Annotated in this window: 19 protein-coding genes, 1 pseudogene and 1 riboswitch; of the genes and pseudogenes, 8 read left to right on the top strand and 12 right to left on the bottom strand. The window is 74.3% G+C overall.

The features are described 5' to 3' along the window. Positions 1 to 183: 183 nt before the first annotated feature. Positions 184 to 987: a TetR/AcrR family transcriptional regulator gene (locus ACTWP5_RS24040; RefSeq protein WP_443223173.1), complete on the bottom strand. Its 804-nt coding sequence runs from the start codon at positions 985 to 987 to the stop codon at positions 184 to 186. A gap of 92 nt (positions 988 to 1,079) precedes the next feature. On the opposite strand from ACTWP5_RS24040, the gene ACTWP5_RS24035 reads away from it, so the two are divergent. Together ACTWP5_RS24035 and ACTWP5_RS24030 are read left to right on the top strand one after the other, a co-directional pair. Then, the gene (locus ACTWP5_RS24035) at positions 1,080 to 2,084 is read left to right on the top strand and encodes an ATP-binding cassette domain-containing protein (RefSeq protein ID WP_443223172.1); all 1,005 of its coding nucleotides are present in this window, start codon (positions 1,080 to 1,082) and stop codon (positions 2,082 to 2,084) included. Beyond that, complete coding sequence (locus ACTWP5_RS24030) at positions 2,081 to 2,884, top strand: ABC transporter permease (protein WP_443223171.1); 804 nt, start codon at positions 2,081 to 2,083, stop codon at positions 2,882 to 2,884. The genes ACTWP5_RS24035 and ACTWP5_RS24030 overlap by 4 nt, the downstream gene beginning before the upstream one ends. A 145-nt stretch (positions 2,885 to 3,029) precedes the next feature. Here the strand turns inward: ACTWP5_RS24030 and ACTWP5_RS24025 are convergent, their stop codons facing one another. Then, complete coding sequence (locus ACTWP5_RS24025) at positions 3,030 to 3,806, bottom strand: M23 family metallopeptidase (protein ID WP_443223170.1); 777 nt, start codon at positions 3,804 to 3,806, stop codon at positions 3,030 to 3,032. A 5-nt stretch (positions 3,807 to 3,811) separates the two neighbouring features. Then, positions 3,812 to 3,981: riboswitch (cyclic di-AMP (ydaO/yuaA leader) on the bottom strand. A 319-nt stretch (positions 3,982 to 4,300) separates the two neighbouring features. Here ACTWP5_RS24025 and ACTWP5_RS24020 point away from each other — a divergent pair. Then, complete coding sequence (locus ACTWP5_RS24020; protein WP_443223169.1) at positions 4,301 to 4,882, top strand: GrpB family protein; 582 nt, start codon at positions 4,301 to 4,303, stop codon at positions 4,880 to 4,882. 237 nt (positions 4,883 to 5,119) lie between these two features. After that, the gene (locus tag ACTWP5_RS24015) at positions 5,120 to 5,914 is read left to right on the top strand and encodes a hypothetical protein (protein ID WP_443223168.1); all 795 of its coding nucleotides are present in this window, start codon (positions 5,120 to 5,122) and stop codon (positions 5,912 to 5,914) included. A gap of 71 nt (positions 5,915 to 5,985) precedes the next feature. Here the strand turns inward: ACTWP5_RS24015 and ACTWP5_RS24010 are convergent, their stop codons facing one another. From ACTWP5_RS24010 to ACTWP5_RS23995, 4 genes are all read right to left on the bottom strand, one after another. Next, positions 5,986 to 8,136 (bottom strand): DUF6351 family protein, encoded by a 2,151-nt coding sequence (locus tag ACTWP5_RS24010; RefSeq protein ID WP_443223167.1) that lies wholly within the window; start codon positions 8,134 to 8,136, stop codon positions 5,986 to 5,988. Between the two features lie 159 nt (positions 8,137 to 8,295). Further along, positions 8,296 to 9,525, bottom strand: a complete 1,230-nt coding sequence (locus tag ACTWP5_RS24005) for a dipeptidase (protein WP_443223166.1) — start codon at positions 9,523 to 9,525, stop codon at positions 8,296 to 8,298. Positions 9,526 to 9,732: 207 nt separating this feature from the next. Next, entirely contained in the window at positions 9,733 to 10,221 is a 489-nt protein-coding gene (purE, locus tag ACTWP5_RS24000) for a 5-(carboxyamino)imidazole ribonucleotide mutase (RefSeq protein WP_443223222.1), read from the bottom strand. Positions 10,222 to 10,325: 104 nt separating this feature from the next. Next, the gene (locus tag ACTWP5_RS23995) at positions 10,326 to 11,471 is read right to left on the bottom strand and encodes a 5-(carboxyamino)imidazole ribonucleotide synthase (protein ID WP_443223165.1); all 1,146 of its coding nucleotides are present in this window, start codon (positions 11,469 to 11,471) and stop codon (positions 10,326 to 10,328) included. Positions 11,472 to 11,639: 168 nt separating this feature from the next. Here ACTWP5_RS23995 and ACTWP5_RS23990 point away from each other — a divergent pair, with 168 nt between their 5' ends. After that, a complete protein-coding gene (locus ACTWP5_RS23990) occupies positions 11,640 to 12,212 on the top strand; it encodes a GtrA family protein (protein WP_443223164.1) in 573 nt (190 codons plus the stop codon). Positions 12,213 to 12,313: 101 nt separating this feature from the next. Here the strand turns inward: ACTWP5_RS23990 and ACTWP5_RS23985 are convergent. The 4 genes and pseudogenes from ACTWP5_RS23985 to ACTWP5_RS23970 all read right to left on the bottom strand — a co-directional run. Next, positions 12,314 to 13,552: pseudogene (locus tag ACTWP5_RS23985) on the bottom strand (ATP-binding protein); the annotation flags it as partial. Between the two features lie 11 nt (positions 13,553 to 13,563). Then, positions 13,564 to 14,241 carry a response regulator transcription factor gene (locus ACTWP5_RS23980; protein WP_443223163.1) on the bottom strand — a complete coding sequence of 226 codons (678 nt, stop codon included), beginning with the start codon at positions 14,239 to 14,241 and terminating at the stop codon, positions 13,564 to 13,566. A gap of 130 nt (positions 14,242 to 14,371) precedes the next feature. Beyond that, entirely contained in the window at positions 14,372 to 14,875 is a 504-nt protein-coding gene (locus ACTWP5_RS23975; RefSeq protein ID WP_443223162.1) for an ATP-binding protein, read from the bottom strand. 325 nt (positions 14,876 to 15,200) lie between these two features. Next, positions 15,201 to 15,587: an STAS domain-containing protein gene (locus ACTWP5_RS23970; protein WP_443223161.1), complete on the bottom strand. Its 387-nt coding sequence runs from the start codon at positions 15,585 to 15,587 to the stop codon at positions 15,201 to 15,203. Between the two features lie 261 nt (positions 15,588 to 15,848). On the opposite strand from ACTWP5_RS23970, the gene ACTWP5_RS23965 reads away from it, so the two are divergent. Together ACTWP5_RS23965 and ACTWP5_RS23960 are read left to right on the top strand one after the other, a co-directional pair. Beyond that, positions 15,849 to 16,847: an RNA polymerase sigma factor SigF gene (locus ACTWP5_RS23965; RefSeq protein WP_443223160.1), complete on the top strand. Its 999-nt coding sequence runs from the start codon at positions 15,849 to 15,851 to the stop codon at positions 16,845 to 16,847. Between the two features lie 81 nt (positions 16,848 to 16,928). Continuing rightward, the gene (locus ACTWP5_RS23960) at positions 16,929 to 17,624 is read left to right on the top strand and encodes an MOSC domain-containing protein (protein WP_443223159.1); all 696 of its coding nucleotides are present in this window, start codon (positions 16,929 to 16,931) and stop codon (positions 17,622 to 17,624) included. Between the two features lie 67 nt (positions 17,625 to 17,691). Here ACTWP5_RS23960 and ACTWP5_RS23955 read toward each other — a convergent pair whose 3' ends face one another. Beyond that, a complete protein-coding gene (locus tag ACTWP5_RS23955; protein WP_443223158.1) occupies positions 17,692 to 18,951 on the bottom strand; it encodes an MFS transporter in 1,260 nt (419 codons plus the stop codon). Between the two features lie 74 nt (positions 18,952 to 19,025). Here ACTWP5_RS23955 and ACTWP5_RS23950 point away from each other — a divergent pair, with 74 nt between their 5' ends. Then, a complete protein-coding gene (locus ACTWP5_RS23950; protein ID WP_443223157.1) occupies positions 19,026 to 19,670 on the top strand; it encodes a hypothetical protein in 645 nt (214 codons plus the stop codon). Here ACTWP5_RS23950 and ACTWP5_RS23945 read toward each other — a convergent pair. Then, positions 19,645 to 21,015 (bottom strand): formimidoylglutamate deiminase, encoded by a 1,371-nt coding sequence (locus tag ACTWP5_RS23945; protein ID WP_443223156.1) that lies wholly within the window; start codon positions 21,013 to 21,015, stop codon positions 19,645 to 19,647. The genes ACTWP5_RS23950 and ACTWP5_RS23945 overlap by 26 nt on opposite strands. Positions 21,016 to 21,127: the final 112 nt, after the last annotated feature.

Here is a 21,127-nt window from a genome sequence, read left to right as displayed (position 1 = left end):
AGTGGGCGGACCCGGCGGGCGCCAACCTGTGCCGGGTCCTCCCGTGCCGCGAAGTTATCCCTCAACGCTCCGGAACGCCAGCGCCACAGGCAGTTAATTGCAATTACGCACGCGGCATCGGCGAAAACTCATCGGAGTCAAGCAAACAGTCATCAGAAGCAGTCGCGAAACGGGCGACTCCGGTCACTCCTGAACGGAACCGGTCTCCGTCGCCGCGGCGTCCGGACCGTCCCCCCGCTCCGCCTCACGCCGCTCGCGGACGAGCGCCTCGATGCCGTCGAGGAGGAACGACAGGCCGTACTCGAAGTCCGCGTCCGGCCCCGCCGGATCGTCCTCGAAGGCACCGGCGGCCACCAGCCGGGCCAGGGTGGGGTGTTGGCCGTCCGCGACGACCTTGGCGAGCATCGCGTTGTAGACCCTGCCCCACTCCTCGTACGTGACCCCGGTCTGCGGGGCCGCGCGGGTCATGGAGACCTCCTGGCGGACCTCGTTCATCACGTAGCCCGTGAGGAGCATCAGCACGCCGACCATCTCCCCCTCGGTCAGGCCGCCGTCGGCCAACGGCGCCAGACCCGCCTCCATCCAGGCGAGGTCGTTCGGGCCCATCGGGGGTCCGTTGAGGGGGATGTCGAGCATCCAGGAGCGGGAGCGGAGCAGCTCACGCATGGCGCGGGCGTAGGCGGCGAGGGCACCACGCCAGTCGCTCGGCCAGTCGCTGGTGTCGGGCAGGCCCGCGGCCATGTCGAACATCAGGTCCAACAGGTCGTCCTTGCCCGGGACGTACCGGTAGAGCGACATCGTGGTGACGCCGAGCCGCTCCGCGACCTTGCGCATCGAGACGCCGGCGACGCCCTCGGCGTTGGCGATGTCGATCGCCGTGCCCACGATCTGGTCCAGGGTGAGGCTACCCCTCGGCCCTCTGCGTCCCGGCTGCTTGGTGCGCCACAGCAGAGCGAGGGTCTCTTCCAGGTCACGCCGCGTTGTCATTGACGACATCCTAGAACTGTGTATGGTGTAGATGTAAGTCTACGACGTAGACAGTTTACGCCACACACGGTTTCGTGCGGAGGGGAACGAGGATGACGCGACACGTGATCGAGGCCGAGGGGCTGCGCAAGCGGTACGGCGACGGCACGCGGGCGCTCGACGGCTTCGGGCTCGCCGTGCCACCCGGCACGGTCCACGGTCTGCTCGGACCCAACGGCGCCGGCAAGACCACCGCCGTCCGCGCCCTGGCCACGCTGCTGCGCTACGACGCGGGCCACGCCACCATCTGCGGGTACGACGTGGCCCGGCAGCCCGAGGAGGTCAGGGCCCGCATCGGCCTCACCGGCCAGTACGCGGCCGTCGACGAGCAGCTCAGCGGCCGGCAGAACCTCGTGATGTTCGGCCGGCTCTTCCGCCTCAGGCCGCGCGCCGCCCGCGCGCGGGCCGACGAGCTGCTGGAGCGCTTCGGCCTGACCGGGGCCGCGGAGAAGTCCGCCGGCACGTACTCGGGCGGCATGCGCCGCCGGCTGGACCTGGCGGCCAGCATGGTCCTCGTCCCCCGGGTCCTCTTCCTCGACGAGCCCACCACGGGGCTCGACCCGCGCTCGCGCAACCAGGTCTGGGACGCGGTGCGCGAGCTCGTCGCCGAGGGCGTCGCCGTCCTGCTGACCACGCAGTACCTGGAGGAGGCCGACCAGCTGGCCGACCGCATCGCGGTGATCGACACCGGACGCGTCGTCGCCGAGGGTACGGCCGACGAGCTGAAGGGCCTCATCGGCGGCGACCGGGTCGAGGTCGTGGCCCGGCACGCCGCCCAGCTGCCCGAGGTGGCCGCCCTGCTGGCGGGCGTCACCGGCTCGACGCCCGACACCGACCCCGACACGCGGCGGGTCAGCGCCGCCACGGCCGACCGGGTCCGCGCGCTGACCGAGACCGTGCGGGCGCTGGACGCCCGGGGCATCGACGTGGCCGACATCGGCACCCGCAGGCCCACCCTTGACGAGGCGTTCCTGCGCCTGACGGGACACCACACCACCGCCACCACCACGGAGCCCGCGCGGCCCGGGGAGCGCGCCGAACAGGAGGCCGCGGCATGAGGCGCCTGCGACTGGCGACGGCGGACGGCCTGGTGATGACCCGCCGCAACATGGCGCACCTGGTGCGCACCCCCGAGGAGGCCGTCCTCTACTTCGCGCTGCCCGTCATGTTCGTGCTCGTCTTCGGCTACGTCTTCGGCAACGGCATGGCAGTGGGGGGCGGCGGCGACGGGTACCGGGAGTTCCTGATACCCGGCGTCTTCGCGATGACCATGCTCTACGGCATGGGCGCGACCGGCGGGCAGATCGCCACGGACGTCGCGCGCGGCGTCGTGGACCGCTTCCGCGCCATGCCGGTGGCGCGCTCGGCGCTGCTGACGGGGCGCGCCGTCGCGGACCTGCTGCGGGCGTTGACGGAGACGGCCGTCGTGCTGGTCTGCGGCCTGCTGGTGGGCTGGAGTTGGCACCGGGGCGCGGGCAGGGCGCTGCTGGCGCTGGCGCTGCTGCTGATGCTGCGGGTGGCGATCACCTGGATCGGGATCTACCTGGGCCTGCTGCTGCGCAACCCCGACACCGTGGGCGCCGTGGTCTTCCCGCTGGCGTTCCCGCTGTCGGCCGTCTCCAACGTCTTCGTGTCGCCGGAGCTGATGCCGGGCTGGCTCGGGACGATCTCCGAGTGGAACCCGCTGTCGGCGACGGTGACCGCGCTCCGCGAGCTGTTCGGGAACCCGGGCCTCGCGGAGGCGGGCGGCTCGTGGGCGACGGAGAACGCCGTGCTGCTGGCCGTGGTCTGGCCCGTGGTGCTGACGGCGGTCTTCGCGCCGCTCGCGCTGCGCCGGTACCAGCGGATGGGCCGCTGACACGGACCGGGGTGGGGGCGCCCGTGCCGGGCGGCGGCCCGGCCGGGACGACGGAAGCCGGGGAACGGGTCCGAGGGGAGGATCCGTTCCCCGGCTTCGACGTCGTGCCGGCGCCGGGTGTGGCGTGACGTGACGTGACGTGACGTCAGATGGTGACGCCGTTGGCCCGCAGGTAGGCCAGCGGGTCGATGTCCGAGCCGTAGTCGGGGCCGGTGCGGACCTCGAAGTGGAGGTGCGGGCCCGTGGAGTTGCCGGTGGTGCCGACCAGGCCGATCTGGTCGCCCGAGCCGACCTGCTGGCCGACGCTGACGGAGATCGAGGAGAGGTGGGCGTACTGGCTGTAGTGGCCGTCGGCGTGGAGGATGACGATCTCGTTGCCGTACGCGCCGCCGTCGCCGGCCTTGACGACCTCGCCCGCCGCGATCGACACCACGGGGGTGCCGCTGGCCGCGGAGAAGTCCGTGCCGGTGTGGTAGCCGGAGGACCACAGCGAGCCGGCCACGCCGTAGCCGGTGGAGGCGGCGGCGGCGACCGGGGCGGTGTAGCCGGTGGAGGTCTCGGCCGCGCTGTCGGCGGCGGTGTCCTGCGGCGCGGCGGCGGAGCCGGCAGTGTCCGCGGCGCCGTCCGTCGTCAGGACCAGCTCCTGGCCGGGACGGATCAGGTTCGGGTTGTCGCCGACGAGGTCACGGTTGGCGTCGTAGAGCGCACGCCAGCCGCCGTCGACGTCCTGGGCCTTGGCGATCCTGGAGAGGGTGTCACCGGCGACCACGGTGTAGGTGTCGGCCTGCGCGGCCTGGGCACCACCGGCGACCATCAGGGGCAGGGCGACGCCCGCGCCGCCGGCGGTGAGCATGAGGGATATGCGGGAGAGCCGGGTGACGCGCCGGGCGCGCTGACGGCGGTGTCGTCCGCGTGCGGACATAGGTGTGCTCCTCCTCCAACGCCTGCGAGGTGAGCTGTCGGGTTCGGGCCGGAGTCGCCCGGCCACGGCGGCTGCGCCGCCATGGCTTCACCCCGAGCCGTTCGCGTTCCTCGGTGGCCCTCGGAGCGCGTACGGCGAGAGTGGGTCCCCCGCTCCTGTCAGGCGGAAGGCTTGCGTTCCGCGACCGGTGACAGGATTCGGCGTCCGGGGCGGCTCGCCGCGGGTGCGGCGCGGCCTGCACCGTAATCCGCGAAAATCCGACAAGACAAGCAAGAGCGTCCAGCCTGCACCATGGGCTCCCATGATCGGACATGCGGTGCGTGACACCGCCCGGGGAGACCACGCGGTCCACGCGCGTCAACCGGGCGTCCGAACCGGCGACTTGCTCCCCCCGGAGCACCGCGGGTGGACTACGCTCCGTGCCCGGCGACGCCTCAGGGTGAGCTTGGTCACGAGCGCGAAGCCACCACCGGGAATAAGGGGGATTCTTCTCAATGTCCGAATCATGGGCGCGCCAGGCCCTCATCGTCGACCACTCGCCCGACTGGGCCACGAGGGGCGCGGCGCTCAGCGCCCGGCTCCGCGAGGCCCTGCGCCCCCAGGCGCTCCGGGTGGAGCACATCGGCAGCACCTCCGTTCCCGGGATGGCCGCCAAGGACGTGATCGACCTCCAGGTGAGCGTGCGTGACCTCGACGAGGCCACCGACGCCTTCGACGCGCCGCTGGCCGCCCTCGGCTTCGCCCGCTGGCCGAACGAGCAGGACCACGTGCCGGCGGGACGCGAGGACGACCCGTCGCGGTGGACGAAGCGGACGTGGTGGCGGCGCGAACACCCCGACGGCTCCGCGAACGTCCACGTGCGGTGCGAGGGCTCACCGGGCGAGCGGCTGGCGCTCGTCTTCCGCGACTGGTTCCGCGCCCACCCGGAGGCGGTCGCGGCCTACGGGCACCTCAAGCGGGCGCTGGCCGCCTGGGCGCCCGACCTCAACGCCTACGCCGACGCCAAGGACCCCGTGGTGGACCTGCTCGTGGCGCTCGCCGAGGGCTGGGCCGAGCGGACCGGCTGGCGTCCCTGAGCGCGCGGGGGCGGAGGGAACGGCCCCGCGCCGGCCCGGCCGGCCCCGCCGGCCCTCCTGCCCTCCTGCCCTCCCTCCCCCGCCGGGCGCCCGCCGTCGGAGTGACGGTTCGCGAGCCGGCGCGGCCGACACCGTCGCGCCGCCGCCCCACGGCCGGCCGGCCGCCGAGAATGAGCGACAACGGACGATCCCTCCCCCACGTCACGCAACGGCGTCATCCACGCCACAGGAGGACCAGTGCGCTCACCCACCCGGCGGCGGGACGGCCTCACCGCCCTCACCGTCGCGCTGCTCGCGGCGTTGTCCACCGCCTCCTGTGCCGACCGGGCCGGGGAGGAGGACACCCGGCGGGCCGACGCCCCCGCCCGCGAGGTGGCGCGCGAGGGCGGCACCGCCACCCCCACCACCGCGGCCGGGATCGACCCCGACGACTTCGTCCGCGAGATCGACAACCCCTACCTGCCGCTCGAACCCGGCACCACCCTCACCTACGAGAGCCAGGGTCACGACGGCCAGGAACGTACCGTCGTCGAGGTGACCGAACGGACCCGGAAGATCCTGGGCGTCACCGTGACGGTGGTCCGCGACCGCGTGTACCGCGAGAACGCGCTGGTCGAGGACACCCGCGACTGGTTCGCGCAGGACCGCGAGGGGAACGTCTGGTACTTCGGCGAGGACTCGCGGGACATCGAGGACGGCGAGGTCGTCAGCACCGAGGGCTCCTGGGAGGCCGGCACGGAGGGCGCCCACCCCGGCATCGTGATGCCGGCCGACCCCCGGCCGGGCGACGCCTACCCCCAGGAGAACGCCCCCGGCGTGGCGGAGGACCAGGGCGAGGTGCTCAGCCGGAACGAGACGGTCACGGTCCCGGCGGGCTCCTGGGAGAACGTGCTGAAGACCCGGGACACCACTCCCCTGGAACCCGACGTCGTGGAGCACAAGTACTACGCCAGGGGCGTGGGGCTCGTCGCGGAGGAGGAGGTCGACGCACGCGGCGAGCGCTCCGAGCTGGTCATCATCGATCGCCGCTGACGGCCCCGCCCGGACCGGTCGACCCCCGGCGGGACGGAGCGTCGGGGAGACCGGGCGCCGCGGGACAGCCTTCAGAAGAACAGCCACGTCCCGTCGAGGCCGCGCTGGCCCACGCCGTCACGCGACCAGTCGCAGACGCCGTCGGGGAAGATCCGCCGCAGCCGCTCCCCCTGCTCCGCCGTCAACGGCACCCCGTACGACGCGGGATCGACGGGCACGCGCCGGCAGACGACGACGTCGTTGGCGATCCCGGCGCCCGCGACCATCCGGGGCGTCTCGAAGACCGGGTACTCGGTGTTGCAACGGGTGGTGCCCACGCCGGGCCGCTGGCGCTCGGCCACCCACTCGCCCCCCGCCGTCCAGCAGCCCTCGACGAGGTCCGCCGGCTGGTTGCGGACCACCCGCGCCAGCGCACCGCCGGGCCGGCGGTCGGCCTGGATCGCCTCGACCCACGCCGCCATCTGGTACAGCGCCGTCGCCGCCCGCGGGTTGTCCGAGGTGAAGCTGCCGGGACCGCCGGACTCCACCAGCATCACCTGGTTCGCCGCGGTGCCGTTGGCCCGCTCCAGGCGGGCCCGGGTGGCGAAGGAGTGCACCCGCATGTGGAGGTCGCCCTCCGGCAGCAGGTCGGTGTAGGAGCGGAAGTCGATGATCGGGATCGAGGCGAGTCCCCCGCCGCCGTTGAGCAGCCGGCCCGTCCCGTACGCCGCGCGCACGGCGAGCGGGTCGGCCTCGGTCCGCTCCGGCACGTGCCCGCCGTCGACGTCGAAGCCGCCGACGCGCTCGTTGAGGTCCAGGAACTGCTCGACGGTGATGGTGCCGTCGGCCAGGGCCTGCCGGCCGTACTCGATGCCGGTGTTGTCCAGCGGGCGGCGGGCGAAGCCGGTGTCCGGGTCGGTGCCGTAGACGTTGACGTGGTGGCTGTAGACGTCGCAGCGCGCGCCGTCGGGGCGGGTGACCGGGTCGTAGCGCAGCTCGGGCGGCAGCGCGTCGGGGCAGAAGCGACGCGGGTCGATGCGGCCGGCGGCGGCGGCCAGGCGCTCGATCGCCTCCCAGCGCCCGAAGCCCGACACGGCGCGCTGTTGCTCGGCGGTGAAGGCGCCGGGGGCGAGCTCCTCGAAGTAGTGGTGGAGCAGGCTGGCGTCGGTGAGGGTGTGGATCGTCGCGAAGCCGACGTCGGGGAAGCCGCAGCCGACGACGATGCCGTCCAGCAGGCCGGGGTAGTTGTCGCCGATCTGCTGCGCCTGGTAGGCGCCGCCCGAGCAGCCCCAGCCGACGGTGAACTCCGGCACGCCGTACGCCTCGACGAACCGTTCCTTCACCATCGCCATGGTCTCGGCCGCCAGCAGGTCGTTGCAGTTGACGCCGAAGACGTTGAGGGAGGAGGAGGCCACGGCGAAGCCCTCGCGGAGCATGCCGTCCTCGGTCACGCCGCCCGTCCTGTCGCCCTGGTGGTACCAGCCGCGGACGCAGCCGCCGCCGAAGGTGTAGACGAGGCGGCCGTTCCAGCCGGGCGAGGCGTGGTGGGCGTCGGGCGCCACGCCGTCCAACGGGTCGTCGAGCAGCGCGATCTCGTAGACCCCGCGGTTGATGACGCCGGTCTCCACACGCACGATGTACGGCACCCGCGCGCCGGCGCTCGTGGTGGTCCACGCCAGGTCCGCGGGGCGGGCGGTGCCCTCCGGCAGCGGCAGCAGCGCGCCGCCCGCGGTGCTGCGGTAGGCGTAGTCGACGCGGGTGGGGACCGTGCAGTGCTCGTCCTGAGGCGGCCCGAGCGTTCCGCCGCCGACGAGCTGGAAGCGGTCCGTCTCGCAGACGAACGGCGTCTCGTGCGGCCCTGAGAGCACCGGTCCGGTGCGCGGATGGTTCACGACCGTCAGCTCGGCGCGGGGGTGGCCGCCGCCGTGGGCGGTGGCGGCCAGCTCCACCCGGCCCTCCGGCAGGCCCGTGACCAGGCCGACGAGGCGGTCGCGCCCGGCGGGGCGGAACGCGCCCGTCACGTCCCTGCGGTCCGCCTCGACCCGGACCCGGTCGAGGCGGACCCCGTGGGTCACGGTCAGCTCGACGAGGGCGTCGCCGCCCGAGACGGTGTCGGGCCGGGAGGAGAGCACAGTGAGGCTCAGCTCGGGCCGGTCGGCGGCGGCGGACGGCGGCGCCGCGGCCACCAGCGGAGCCGCGGCGGCGACGAGGGCGAGGGTGGTCCACCAGACAGTGCCGCGCATGGAGGGCCTCCGTCCGCGTCGGGTCTCCTCCCTCTCCTATACCCGCGCCGACCACGTGTCGAGGGCCGCCGCGCCGCCCGTTTCCGTCGCGGCCACCCGCCCGCGGCCGGGCGGCGTCGTCCGGCGCCGGACGGCGTCGGACAATGCCGGACGGCCCGGCTACGCCCCGGCGCGGGCCGCGTTCTCCGGCGCCGTCGCGCGTGCCGCGCCGTCGAGTCGCTCGATGGTGGCCAGCGACGGCGGCCTGCGGGCGGACAGCTCGCGGGCGACGGCCTCGGCGTCGCGCAGCGCCCGGACCGCGTTGTGCCAGGTCAGCTTCGCCAGGTCGGCGGCGGACCAGCCCCGGCGCAGCAGCTCGGCGAGGAGGTTCGGGTAGTCCGCGACGCTGGCCAGGCCGTCGGGCAGGAACGTCGTGCCGTCGAAGTCGCCGCCGATGCCGATGTGGTCGACGCCCGCGACGTCCCGCATGTGGTCGAGGTGGTCCGCGACGGTCGCCACCGTCGCCCTGGGGCGCGGGTGCTCCTCCTCGAAGGCGCGGTACGCGGCCCGCGTCTCCTCGGCGCTGGACAGCGGGTTGAGGCCGAGGCCGCTCACGTACGCCCTCGCGCCGCGGTCCCACTCCACGGCCTCCGGCAGCACGAAGCCCGACACGAAGGTGGCCATCGCCACGCCCCCGTTGGCCGGCAGCGCCGCGAGCACGTCGTCGGGGACGTTGCGCGGGTGGTCGCAGACGGCGCGGGAGGAGGAGTGGGAGAAGATCACCGGCGCCTCGCTGACGCGCAGCGCGTCCCGCATCGTGGCGGGCGCGACGTGCGAGAGGTCCACGAGCATGCCCAGGCGGTTCATCTCCCCGACCACCTCCTCGCCAAAGGGGCTCAGGCCGTCGTGGCGGGGCTCGTCGGTGGCGGAGTCGGCCCAGTCGATGGTGTTGTTGTGCGTCAGCGTCATGTACCGCACCCCGAGGCGGTACAGGGCGCGCAGAGTGCCCAGGGAGTTGTTGATCGAGTGGCCGCCCTCGGCTCCCATGAGGGAGGCGACGCGGCCCTCGGCACGCGCCGCCTCCATGTCGTCGGCCGTGTGGGCCGCCCGCAACGTCTCCGGATACCGGGCCAGCAGCAGCCGCACGGCGTCGACCTGCTCCAGGCAGGCGCTGACGGCGGCGTCACCGGCGAGGTCAGCCCTGACGTACACCGACCAGAACTGCGCCCCGACGCCGCCGGCCCGCAGCCGGGGGATGTCGGTGTGCAGGTGGGCGCTCTGGTCGGTGGCGATGTCGCGCTGGTCGAGGTCGTACCCGACCTGCTCGCGCAGCGCCCACGGCAGGTCGTTGTGCCCGTCCACGACGGGGTACTCGGCCAGCAGCCGCCGGGCCTGGTCCAACGCGGGCATCGCGCCCCCTCCTTCGTCTTCGCCTGCTCCCCCGCTCGCCGCGGGGGCTCGACGTCACCTCGACGTCACCTCAACGTCGCCGCGCACCCGCGATCCGGCCGCGCGGTCCTCGCGTGGCGTCGTGTCGCGGGGCCTCGTGTCGCGCGGCGTCGCGTGTGCTCGTCCTGTGCGGTCGATCGTGCCCGATCGACGGGCCGGGGCCCGGGATCACGCGCCGTCGGCCCGCCCGGCCAGGCTGGCCCGCAGCCGCGCGCCCTTGGCCTCGGCCTGCTCCCTCAGGCCGCGTTGGAAGCGCGCCATGCGCTCCCGCAGCCCGGCGTCGTGCGCGGCCAGCACGCGGACGGCGAGCAGGCCCGCGTTCCGCGCGCCGCCCACCGACACGGTGGCGACCGGCACGCCGGCCGGCATCTGCACGATCGACAGCAGCGAGTCCATGCCGTCGAGGTGCTTGAGCGGCACCGGGACGCCGATGACCGGCAGCGGCGTGACGGCGGCCAGCATGCCCGGCAGGTGGGCCGCGCCGCCGGCACCGGCGATGATCACCTTCAGGCCGCGGGCGGCGGCGTCCTCGCCGTAGGCGATCATCGCGTGCGGCATGCGGTGGGCCGAGACGACGTCCACCTCGTGCGCCACCTCGAACTCCGCCAGGGCCTCGGCGGCGGCCCGCATCACGGGCCAGTCGGAGTCCGAGCCCATCACGACGCCCACCAGGGGCGCGCCGCCCGTGCCCGTACCGCCCGCGCCGTCCCCGCCGCCCGTCCCGGTCGCGCCCGTACCGTTCGCGCCTGTGCCGTCGGTGCTCACTCGTCGATGACCCCTCGCAGGTAGTCGGCGGCGTGGCGGGCGCGCTCGCGCACCACGTCCAGGTCCGCGCCGCACGCGGTGACGTGCCCCACCTTGCGGCCGGGCTTCACGTCCTTGCCGTACATGTGGATCCTCAAGCCCGGGTCCCGCGCCATGCAGTGGAGGAACGCGGGATACATGTCGGGGTAGTCCCCGCCGAGCACGTTGCTCATCACCGTCCACCGCGCCCGTGGCCGCGGGTCGCCCAGCGGCAGGTCGAGGACGGCCCGCAGGTGGTTGGCGAACTGGGACGTCACCGCGCCGTCCTGGGTCCAGTGGCCGGAGTTGTGCGGGCGCATCGCGAGCTCGTTGACGAGCAGGCGGCCGTCGCGGGTCTCGAACAGCTCCACCGCCAGGTGCCCCGTGACGTCCAGCTCCCGCGCGATCCGCAACGCCAGCCGCTGCGCCTCGAGGGCGCGCTCCTCCGGCAGTCCGGGCGCCGGCGCGATCACCGTGTCGCAGACGCCGTTGACCTGGACCGACTCCACCACCGGGTACGCCACGGCCTGCCCGTGCGGGGAACGGACGACGTTGGCCGCGAGCTCGCGGGCGAAGTCCACCGCCTCCTCCGCCAGCACCGGCACCCCGGCGCGGAACGGCTCCGCCGCCTCGGGGGCGTCGGCCGCGCGCACCAGCCACACGCCCTTGCCGTCGTACCCGCCGCGCACGGTCTTCAGCACGACGGGGAAGCCGCCGACCTCCTCGGCGAAACGGCGCACGTCGGCCGGGTCGGCGACGACGCGGTGGCGGGGGCAGGGGACGCCCAGCTCGCTCAGGCGGGCCCGCATCACCCCCTTGTCCTGGGCGTGCGCGAGCGCCTCGGGCCCCGGCCGGACGACGACGCCCTCGTCCCGCAGCGCCCGCAGGTGCTCCGCCGGGACGTGCTCGTGGTCGAAGGTGACCACGTCGCAGCCGCGGGCGAAGGCGCGCAGCGTGTCCAGATCGCGGTAGTCGCCGACGACGACGTCGCTCGCCACGCGCGCCGCGGCGTCCTGCCGCGTGTCGCACAGAACCCTGAAACCGACGCCGAGGGGGATGCCCGCCTCGTGCGTCATGCGGGCCAGCTGCCCGCCGCCCACCATGCCAACCACCGGAAACGTCACGACACCCCAGCTTAGAGCCTGTCCGGCGGAGCCCGCCGGGTCGGGCCACGTCGCCCGGTGCCGCGTGCCCCGCCCGGGCGGGAACCCCGGGCCGCCGCGACGCGTCCCATCGAGCGGTTCCGTCGTCCCTACCGCGCCGTCGAGAGGGCCCTTACTAGCATGGCCGTCATGAACGATCGGCGCGCACTGCGCGAGCGGCTGCGCGGGGTGGCGCGGGAGGCCGCGCGTTTCGGCACGGTGGGCGCCTTCGGCTTCCTGGTCAACGTCGTGGTGTTCAACGTGTGCGTGCAGGCCGCCGGCATGGCGCCGCTGCGGTCGGGGATCGTCGCCACCTCGGCCGCCATCTGCACGAACTACCTCGGCAACCGGTACTGGACCTACCGGCGTCGCGACAAGCGCCGCATGCCGCGCGAGGCCGGGCTGTTCCTGTTCTTCTCCGGCGTCGGCATGGTGATCGAGAACGGGGCGCTGGCCGTGTCGCACTACGGGCTCGACCTCACCTCGCCGTTGGCCGACAACATCGCGAAGAACGTCGTCGGGCTGGGGCTCGGGTCCCTCTTCCGCTTCTGGTCCTACCGCACCTGGGTGTTCGGCGGCGGGTCCAGGTCGTCGGAGCCGGGCTCGCGGCCCGCGTCGGAGCCCGCGCCCGCGTCGGAGCCCGCGCCCGTCGCGGAGGCGGTGCCCGCCGTGGTCGCCGAGCAGGACCCGCTGCCGTCGCCCTCCTCGTCCCCGGCACGCTGACCCACCCCGCGACCGGGCCCTCTCCGCTCCGGCTGATCCGCCTCTCGGCTCAGACCCCTCCGCTCGGGCTGATCCGCCTCGCGGCTCAGACCCCTCCGCTCCGGCTGATCCGCTTCGCGGCTCAAGAAGAGCGCGAAGACGGGCGGTCGCTGCTGGAGGAGTTCCAGGCGGCCGCCGTCCGCCTCCGCCAGGTCGCGGGCGACGGCGAGGCCGAGGCCCGTGGAGTTGCGCCCGCTGACCGTCCGCTCGAAGACGCGGGCGCCCAGCTCGGTCGGCACCCCGGGCCCCTCGTCCGTGACCTCCACCACCACCTGGTTCCCCGTGGTCCGCGTGCGCAGCGCCACCGTGCCCCCGCCGTGCATCAGCGCGTTCTCCACCAGGGTCGCCAGCACCGTGGCCACCGCGCCCGAGGTGCCGACGGCCCGCAGGCCCTCCTTGCCGGAGTGGACGACGGCGCGCCCGGCGCCGCGGAAGGCCGGCTTCCACTCCTCGATCTGCTGGAGGACCACCTCGTCGACGTCGAAGCCGACGGCCGAGGCGGACCGCCGGTCGCGGGAGTTCGTCAGCAGCCGCTCGACGACCTCGGTCAGGCGCTCCACCTGCGCCAGCGCGATCGCCGCCTCCTCCTTGACGGCGTCGAGGTGCTGCGTGGCGATGATCTCCTCCAGCCGCATGCTGAGCGCCGTCAGCGGCGTGCGGAGCTGGTGGGAGGCGTCGGCGGCGAGGCGGCGCTCGGCGGTGAGCATGCGGGCGATGCGCTCGGCGCTGGCGTCCAGCACGTCCGCGACGCGGTCGAGCTCGGCCACGCCGTAGCGGCGGTGGCGCGGGCGCGGATCGCCCGAGCCGAGGCGTTCCGCGGTCTCGGCGAGGTCGGTCAGGGGGGCGGCCACGCGGCGGGCCTGGCGGACCGCGAGCAGCGCCGCCGCCGCCACGGCCAGCAGGGAGACCACGAGGATGATCACCAACGCGCGCCCGATCTCGTCGGTCACGACACTGCCGGGCTGCTGCACGGTGACGCTCACGCCGCCGATCCCGGTCTGGGACGCCTCGGTCACGCCGCCCTCGGGCTGCTCCCCGAGCGTGAACGGCGGCCGGCCCGCGAGGTCGATCACCACGTACCGGTCGGTGGGGGCGGAGGAGGCCATCTCGGCGGGCGTCACGCGTTCGCCCGCGGCGAGGCGGCTCTCGACGTCCGCGACGAGCCGTGCGGCCTCCGTCTGGAGCGAGTCCCTGGCGCTGGACTGGATGAGGCTCGCCTCGACGAAGAACAGGGACACGCCGAGCACCGCGATGACGAAGAGCACGACGGCGAGGGTGGAGTTGATCAGTCGGCGGCGCACGTCGGGGCGGGTCAGCTCTTCTCGAAGCGGAAGCCCACGCCCCGCACGGTGGCGATGTAGCGCGGGTTGGCGGCGTCGTCGCCGAGCTTCTTCCGCAGCCAGCTGATGTGCATGTCGAGGGTCTTGGTCGACGACCACCACGTGGTCTCCCAGACCTCCCGCATCAGCTGTTCCCGGGTGACGACCCGGCCGGCGTCACGCACCAGCACGCGCAGCAGGTCGAACTCCTTGGCGGTGAGGTGGAGCTCCTCCTCGCCCATCCAGGCCCGGTGCGACTCGACGTCGATCCGGATGCCGTGGACGGCGGGGGCCGGGGACGGCTCGGCGGTGCCGCGGCGGAGCAGGGCGCGGACGCGGGCCAGCAGTTCGGCGAGCCGGAAGGGCTTGGTGACGTAGTCGTCGGCGCCCGCGTCCAGCCCGACGACGGTGTCGACCTCGTCGGCGCGCGCCGTGAGGATCAGCACCGGCAGCCCGAGGCCCTCGGTGCGCAGCCGCCGGCAGACCTCCAGACCGTCCATGCCGGACAGGCCCAGGTCGAGCACGACCAGGTCGATGTCCCCGCGGAGGCCGGCCCGCAGCGCCGCGGGGCCGTCCTCGCGCACCTCCACCTCGTATCCCTCGCGTCGCAGCGCTCGGGCCAGCGGCTCCGAGATGGACGCGTCGTCCTCGGCGAGCAGTACTCGGGTCATGTGGCGATGGTAGACGGCTCGGCCCCGGCTACCAGGGCGTCAACCAGCACCGCGCGGACGGCGCCCGCGACGCGACGGCCAGGGACGTTCCGCGTGGGCCGCCGGGCCGGGACGCGGGCCGGCGGCTGCCTCAGTCCACCAGCGGCGAGGCCAGCTCGGCCCAGACGGTCTTGCCCCCGCCACGCGTGACGTCCCCCGTCCCCACCGTCTCACCGAGCACTCCCCAGTCGAGGCAGAGGCGCTGGACGATGAACAGGCCGTGTCCGCCCGGCCGCCCGGCGCGACGGGCGGGGTGGAGCACGGGTGCTCCGATGCCCCGGTCGGTCACCTCCACCCGGATCAGCTTGGGCGTGTGGCCGACGCACAACTCCTCGGGGCCGCCGGCGTGCAGACAGGCGTTGGTCACGAGCTCGGAGACGACCAGGAGCACGTCCTCGGCCGCCGCGCGCTGCTCCTCGGTGGCGGCGGGCAGCCATCCCCAGTCGTGGAGCGCCCGCCGCGTGAACTCGCGGGCCCGCGAGACGGTGCCGGGTATCCCGACCAGCCGCAGCCTGCGCACCTGCCGCCTCGGCTCGGGGGCCTCGGGTCGCCGGCCGTGGTCACCGCCAGCCTGAGACGGACGGATGGCACTCACCGTACGCCTCCCCTCACCGCGTCACCGCGCCGGCGGATATCCGAATACACCGAGCCATGGAGCGGCCCGGGATGTCCGAGGTGAGGGGACTCCTGCCCTGACGAACGACGGCCACACCCCATCCGAGCCGGGGAATAGTGTCACCCGAGCGGAGGGGTCCCGTACAGCGGGTCTGCCCAGCGGAAACGCGCCGCGGGGGGCGGCCGGGGGAGGAGCCGCGGACGCCGCGGGCGCCGCCGGGACCGCCCGGCACGCCGGGGGACCGTTGCGCCGCCCGCACCCGGGCGCGCCCGGGTGCGCCCGGGTGTGCGCTGGCGCGGGCCCCTCAGTCGCCGGGCAACGCGGCGAGCGCGTCGCCGAGGCTGCCGTGGACCGTGAAGACCGCGCCCGCCCCCGTGATCTCCAGGACGCGGGCGACGATCGGGCGCATGCCGGCCAGATGGACCGCGCCCCCCTGGGCCTCGGCCGCCATGCGCGTGGCGAGCAGCACGTTGAGCCCGATGGAGTCGCAGAACTCCAGATCCGAACAGTCGATAACGATCCGGGAACAGCCCTCCGCGACGCATGCCTCCAACGACGTGCGCAGCGTTTCGGCGGAATGGTGATCAAGCTCACCCACGGGAGTCACCACAGCGCTGCCGCTCGCCTCCACGCGCCGCACGGTGACCGTCAACGGACGCCGGCTGGACTCGCCCGGCTGGTCCCGGTCCATGCAGCCCCCTTCAGATTGGAGCGCTTTCCTGGCTAGGTTCGAAACCCTAGCCCCTGGGGCGCCGGCTGGGCACCCTAACAGGCCCGACATTCAGAAGAATTCGGACGGAGCAGACTTGCCATGCCCGCCGGTTGACCGGTAGGCGTAGTGAGGACCGTCAGAAAGTTCCGGTTCCCAACGTCGGCATTGGAGGCGCCGCATCTCCCAGAGCACGTGACGGCTTCGGCAGCCATATGCCGACGAAGACTACGGAGGACCCATATGTCACCGTCCCCCCAGATTGATACCGATATCGCCACGCCGAACACGGGCCAGAGCTCTCCCGCCCTCCCGGAGCAGCCGCAGGCGGTCGACCGGACCGACGCGGCCGACCCGGTCGATCGGACGGGCTCCGTGAGCCCGAGGCCCCCACGGGAGGCGGCCGAGCCGGACGCGGCCCCCGACCCGGCCGAGGTGCTGGCCTCGCTGCCGGAGATCCCCCCGTTCCACGAGGTGGGCCCCCTCGACGCCCGAGCGCTCTCCAAGAGCCTCTTCGCTCGGCTGCGCGTCCTGGAGGAGGGCACCCACGAGTACTCCTACGTCCGCAACACCCTGGTCGAGCTGAACCTCGCGCTGGTGAAGTTCGCCGCCTCCCGGTTCCGCTCCCGCAGCGAGCCGATGGAGGACATCGTCCAGGTCGGGACGATAGGCCTCATCAAGGCCATCGACCGCTTCGAGGCCGACCGGGGCGTGGAGTTCCCCACCTTCGCGATGCCGACGATCGTCGGCGAGATCAAGCGCTTCTTCCGTGACACCTCCTGGTCGGTGCGGGTGCCGCGGCGGCTTCAGGAGCTGCGGCTGGACCTGGCGAAGGCCGGCGACGAGCTGGCCCAGAAGCTGGACCGCGCCCCCACGGTCGCCGAGCTCGCCGAGCGGCTCGACCTGACCGAGGACGAGGTCGTCGAGGGCATGGCGGCGTCCAACGCGTACACCGCCAGCTCGCTCGACGCCCAGCCCGAGGAGGACGAGGCGGAGGGCGCCCTCGCGGACCGCATCGGCTACGAGGACCACGGCCTGGAGGGCATCGAGTACATCGAGTCCCTGAAGCCCCTCATCGCCGAGCTCTCCCCGCGCGACCGGCGCATCCTGTCGCTGCGCTTCGTCGCCAACATGACCCAGTCGGAGATCGGCGAGGAGCTCGGAATCTCCCAGATGCACGTCTCCCGGCTGCTGGCCCGCACCCTCGGAAGGCTGCGGCGCGGCCTGATGGTCGAGGAGTAGCGGCCCCGCCCGCACATGGCCTTTCTTCGGGACCCTCGGCGCGTCGCGAGCATCCCGAAGAAAGGCCATAGGGTGGCGCGCATGGTGCGCTTTCCGCCGATTTCGTCGAAGAACCCGCCCGTCGTCCTGACGGTGAACGTCGGCAGGCCCCTCGCGGTCGCCGACACCGCCACGCCCAGCGGCCACTCCGGCATCGACAAGCGGCCGGTCGCCGGGCCCGTGGCCGTGACGGCCCCCGGCGCTGGCGGCAGCGGCCTCGCCGGGGACGCGGTCTGCGACCGGGTCAACCACGGCGGCGACGACCAGGCCGTCTACGTCTACGCCCGGGAGGACCTCGACGCCTGGGCCCTGGAGCTCGGCCGGGAGCTGCCCAACGGCGTCTTCGGCGAGAACCTCACCACGAGCGGCGTCGACGTCAGCGAGACCAGGATCGGCGAACGCTGGCGCGTCGGCTCCGCGGTGCTGGAGGCCACCTCGCCCCGCATCCCCTGCCGCACCTTCGCCAGCTGGCTCGGCGAGCAGGGCTGGGTCAAGCGCTTCACGCTGGGGGCACGCCCGGGGGCGTACTTCCGCGTGATCGAGCCCGGCGAGATCCGCGCAGGGGACGCCGTGACGGTCGTGCACCGGCCGGACCACGAGGTCTCGGTGGCGTTCCACTTCCGGGCCAGGACCACCGCGCCCGAGCTGCGCCCCCGCGTCATCGCCGCGGGCGAGGCCCTCCACGCCCTGGAGCTCGAACGGGCCCGCCGGTGGGCGGCGGTCGCGGACACCCCCTGAGGGCCGTCCACGAAGCTCCCGGCCCCGCGTCCCGCGTCCCCTGTCCCCGTGTTTTCCTGTCCCCGTGTCACCGCGGGGGCGCGGCGGCCAACGCGGCCTCGATCGCGGGGCCGTGCAGGTGCCGGCGGACGTAGGCCAGGACACCGAGCAGGACCAGCACCACGGCGACGAAGGGCGCGCGCAGCCCCGCCTCCCGCCCGGCGAGCGCCTCGACGAGGGCGACCAGGCCACCGGAGCACAGCATCCCGAGCGGCATGGCCCCCCAGCCCAGCAGCCGGTAGACGCTGTTGACGCGCCCCAGCAGGTGGTCGGGGATGACCGTCTGCCGCAGCGAGACGGTGACGACGTTCCACAGCACCACGCCGAAGCCGATGGTGCTCATCGCGGCGCCGACGACGTACGCGTTCGAGGAGAGCGCGCCGACGGCGTAGGCGGCCGTCTCGATGAGGACCAGGAGCACCAGCGAGCCGGCCCGGCCGACGAGGCGGCTGACGCGGACGGCCAGCAGGCCGCCGAGCAGGCCGCCGACGCCGCCGGCCGCGAGCAGCAGCGAGTAGCCGACCGCGTCCAGGTGGAGGATCTCGCGGGCGTAGAGGACGTAGATCGCGTTGACGCCCATGGTGGCCGTGTTGGTCAGCGCGAGGGAGATCGCCAGCGGGCGGAGCACCGGGTGGCCCCACAGCCACCGCACGCCCTCACCGATCTCGGCGCGCATCGACGCGCCCGAGGGCGGTGCCGCCGGCCCGGCCGCCGGCACCGCCCGGAAGGAGCCCCGGAGCGTCAGCAACACGACGGCGGCCAGGGCCACCGTGCCCGCGCTGAAGGCGAACGGCAGTGCCAGCGCCGCCGCGACCAGCACGCCGCCCACCGGCCGGCCGGCGAAGTCGTTGACGACGATGTGGGCGCTCATCAGCCAGCCGTTGGCCGCCTCCAGCCGCTCCCGGCCGACGACGGCGGGCAGCAGCACCTGCGAGGTGTTGTCCGCCATCACCTCGGCGGAGCCGAGGGCGAGCGCGCAGGCGTAGAGCAGCGGCAGGGAGGTCGCCTCCAGGGCCACCAGCAGCGCCAGCAGGCCGAACAGCAGCGCGCGGGCCGCGTTCGTCGCCACCAGGACGTGCCGCCGGTCCAGCCGGTCGGCGAGCACGCCGGCGGGCAGGGTGAACAGCAGCCACGGCAGCCGCAGGGCCACGCCCGCCAGCGCGACGAGGAACGCACTGTCGGTGAGGGTGCTGGCGAGCCAGGGGAACGCGACGAGGGCGGCGCCGTCGCCGAGGTTGGTCAGCATGTTCGCGCCCAACAGCCGCCCGAAGCCCCCGCGTTGACTCATCGGGCCACTGTACGGCGGAGGGTGTGGGAGCAGGACGGGGTATGGACAAGCCGTGTCCGTGACGAGGACCCTGGGTGACCATGGGCTTCCCTCCGCCGCCTCCGCCGGGGGCACCGTCTCCCCCTCCCCCGTACCCCGCCGCCTCCTTACCCCCGCCGACCGCGCCGCCGCCCTCGGCGGGGTTCTTCGTCGCGCTGGTGGGCCTGCTCGTCCTCGGCCTCGGCATGGGCGCCCTGGAGTGGATCACCTTCGAGGTCGAGGAGTCGGCGGACGAGTCCCTGCGGATCAACGCCGTGGCGGGGGCCTTCCACGGGGACGACGCGCGCGAGGCGCTCGGCGGCTTCGCGTACGCCCACCTCCAGTACCTGTGCTGGCTGAACGCCCTGGCGGCGTCGCTGACCGCGCTGCTCGCGTGCTGGCCGCAGCCGGTGAGCGGCTCCCGCGCGGCGCTGCGAGCCCTCGCCGCCCTGACCGGGGCCTTCGGCGTGGTCGCCACCGTCCTGCTGGCGGTCGGCCTGATGGACGCCGCCGAGGAGATCGGCGGCTCGGGCGATCCGGCGTTCGAGCTGATGGCCGGGCCCTGGGTGGCGGTGGCGGGCTTCGCGCTGCTGGCGTTGGGTGGGCTGCTCGGCCCGCCGCGCGCCCGCCCGTCCCTGCCGCCCGTGTACGCGGCGCCGCAGCCTCCGCCGCCGCTCAGCGGGCCCGGCGCAGCCTGGTGACGGTGCGGCTGAGGCTGCGCGCCGCGTCGTGCACCAGCTGGTGCGCGCCGTCGCGCACCACGTGCCGGCCGGCCACGACGGTGTGCCGCACGTCGGCGGCGGTCGCCGCGTAGACCACGGCCTCGGTCGCCAGGTGCGTCGGCGGGCCCGCCGTGCGGATGGAGTCCAGCGCGACCGTGGTGAAGTCGGCCAGCGCCCCCGGCTCCAGGCGCCCGGCCTCCGGCCAGCCGAGCGAGGCGTGGCCGCCCTCGGTGGCGGCCCGCAGCAGCTGCGCTGCGGTGAAGTGGCCGCGGGTGCGGGTGCGCAGCCGCTCGTGGAGCTCGATGCCCCGCGCCTCCTCGAAGAGGTCGATCGCGGCGTGGCTGTCGCTGCCCAGGCACAGCGGGCTGCCGGCGCGCCGCAGCCGGGCGGCCGGGCCCATGCCGTCGGCCAGGTCGCGCTCGGTGGTGGGGCACAGGCAGATCCGGGTGGCGCTGCGGCCCAGCAGCGCGATGTCGTCCTCCGTCAGGTGCGTGGCGTGGACGGCGGTGGTGTGCGGGCCGAGGACGCCGTGGTCGGACAGCAGCCGGGTGGGGGTGCGGTCGTGGGCGCGGCGGCAGGCGTCGTTCTCGGCGGGCTGCTCGGACAGGTGGAGGTGGAGCGGGGCGCGCCGCTCCCGGGCCCAGCCGGCGACGGTCGACAGCGCGTCGGCGGGCACCGCCCGCACGGAGTGGATGGCGGCGCCGACGCGCGCTCGACCGTCGCCGGAGGCGAGGGCCGCGGCGCGCAGCCCGTCGGCCCGCTCGGCCCAGGCGTCGACGCTTCCGTCGGAGAACCGCCGCTGCTGGCGGGTGGGGGGCTGTCCGAAGCCCGAGGAGAGGTAGCAGGTGTCGAGGAGGGTGATGCGGATGCCGGCCTCCTCGGCGGCGGCCAGCAGCGCCTGCCCCATGGCGTGGCGCGGGCGGTACGGCTCCCCGTCGGGGCCGTGGTGGACGTAGTGGAACTCGCCGACGCAGGTGATGCCGGCCAGCGCCATCTCGGCGTAGACGGCGCGGGCCAGCTCGTGGCAGGAGTCGGGGTCGAGCCGCTCGGCCGTGTGGTACATGCCCTCGCGCCAGGTCCAGAACGTGCCGCCGCCGGTCTGGACGGTGGCGCGCAGCGCGCGGTGGAAGAAGTGGCTGTGGGCGTTGGCCAGGCCGGGGATGGTCAGGCCGCGCAGCGTGACGGCGCCGGCGGGGGGCTCGGGCGTCTCGGGGCGCACGGCCGTGAGGTACCCGGTGTCGGCGGCGGCCAGGACCACGCCGGGCTCGACGGTGCCGTTGAGCCATGCGTGCTCCGCCCAGTACGTCTGCGCGCTCAGCGACACCCCTGACCCTCCCGCTTCGCTCGTCCCTCTACGAGTGTGCTGCTCGTGAGCGGACACGTCACCTCGGGCGTCCGGCGTGGCCGTCACGAGCCGTGCCCGACGGGTTCCCGGC

This window comes from Streptomyces sp. 4N509B, assembly GCF_052245655.1.
In the GTDB taxonomy this organism is placed as follows: Bacteria; Actinomycetota; Actinomycetes; order Streptomycetales; family Streptomycetaceae; genus Streptomyces.
The sequence above is the reverse complement of the archived record's forward strand: the minus strand, read 5'-3'. Positions and strand labels throughout refer to the sequence as shown.

Coding starts and splice junctions, on each gene's coding strand:
- ACTWP5_RS24040 (WP_443223173.1), bottom strand. CDS start 987: ATGACAACGCGGCGTGACCTGGAAGAGACCCTCGCTCTGCTGTGGCGC.
- ACTWP5_RS24035 (WP_443223172.1), top strand. CDS start 1,080: ATGACGCGACACGTGATCGAGGCCGAGGGGCTGCGCAAGCGGTACGGC.
- ACTWP5_RS24030 (WP_443223171.1), top strand. CDS start 2,081: ATGAGGCGCCTGCGACTGGCGACGGCGGACGGCCTGGTGATGACCCGC.
- ACTWP5_RS24025 (WP_443223170.1), bottom strand. CDS start 3,806: ATGTCCGCACGCGGACGACACCGCCGTCAGCGCGCCCGGCGCGTCACC.
- ACTWP5_RS24020 (WP_443223169.1), top strand. CDS start 4,301: ATGTCCGAATCATGGGCGCGCCAGGCCCTCATCGTCGACCACTCGCCC.
- ACTWP5_RS24010 (WP_443223167.1), bottom strand. CDS start 8,136: ATGCGCGGCACTGTCTGGTGGACCACCCTCGCCCTCGTCGCCGCCGCG.
- ACTWP5_RS24005 (WP_443223166.1), bottom strand. CDS start 9,525: ATGCCCGCGTTGGACCAGGCCCGGCGGCTGCTGGCCGAGTACCCCGTC.
- purE (WP_443223222.1), bottom strand. CDS start 10,221: ATGGGCTCGGACTCCGACTGGCCCGTGATGCGGGCCGCCGCCGAGGCC.
- ACTWP5_RS23990 (WP_443223164.1), top strand. CDS start 11,640: ATGAACGATCGGCGCGCACTGCGCGAGCGGCTGCGCGGGGTGGCGCGG.
- ACTWP5_RS23980 (WP_443223163.1), bottom strand. CDS start 14,241: ATGACCCGAGTACTGCTCGCCGAGGACGACGCGTCCATCTCGGAGCCG.
- ACTWP5_RS23970 (WP_443223161.1), bottom strand. CDS start 15,587: ATGGACCGGGACCAGCCGGGCGAGTCCAGCCGGCGTCCGTTGACGGTC.
- ACTWP5_RS23965 (WP_443223160.1), top strand. CDS start 15,849: ATGTCACCGTCCCCCCAGATTGATACCGATATCGCCACGCCGAACACG.
- ACTWP5_RS23960 (WP_443223159.1), top strand. CDS start 16,929: ATGGTGCGCTTTCCGCCGATTTCGTCGAAGAACCCGCCCGTCGTCCTG.
- ACTWP5_RS23955 (WP_443223158.1), bottom strand. CDS start 18,951: ATGAGTCAACGCGGGGGCTTCGGGCGGCTGTTGGGCGCGAACATGCTG.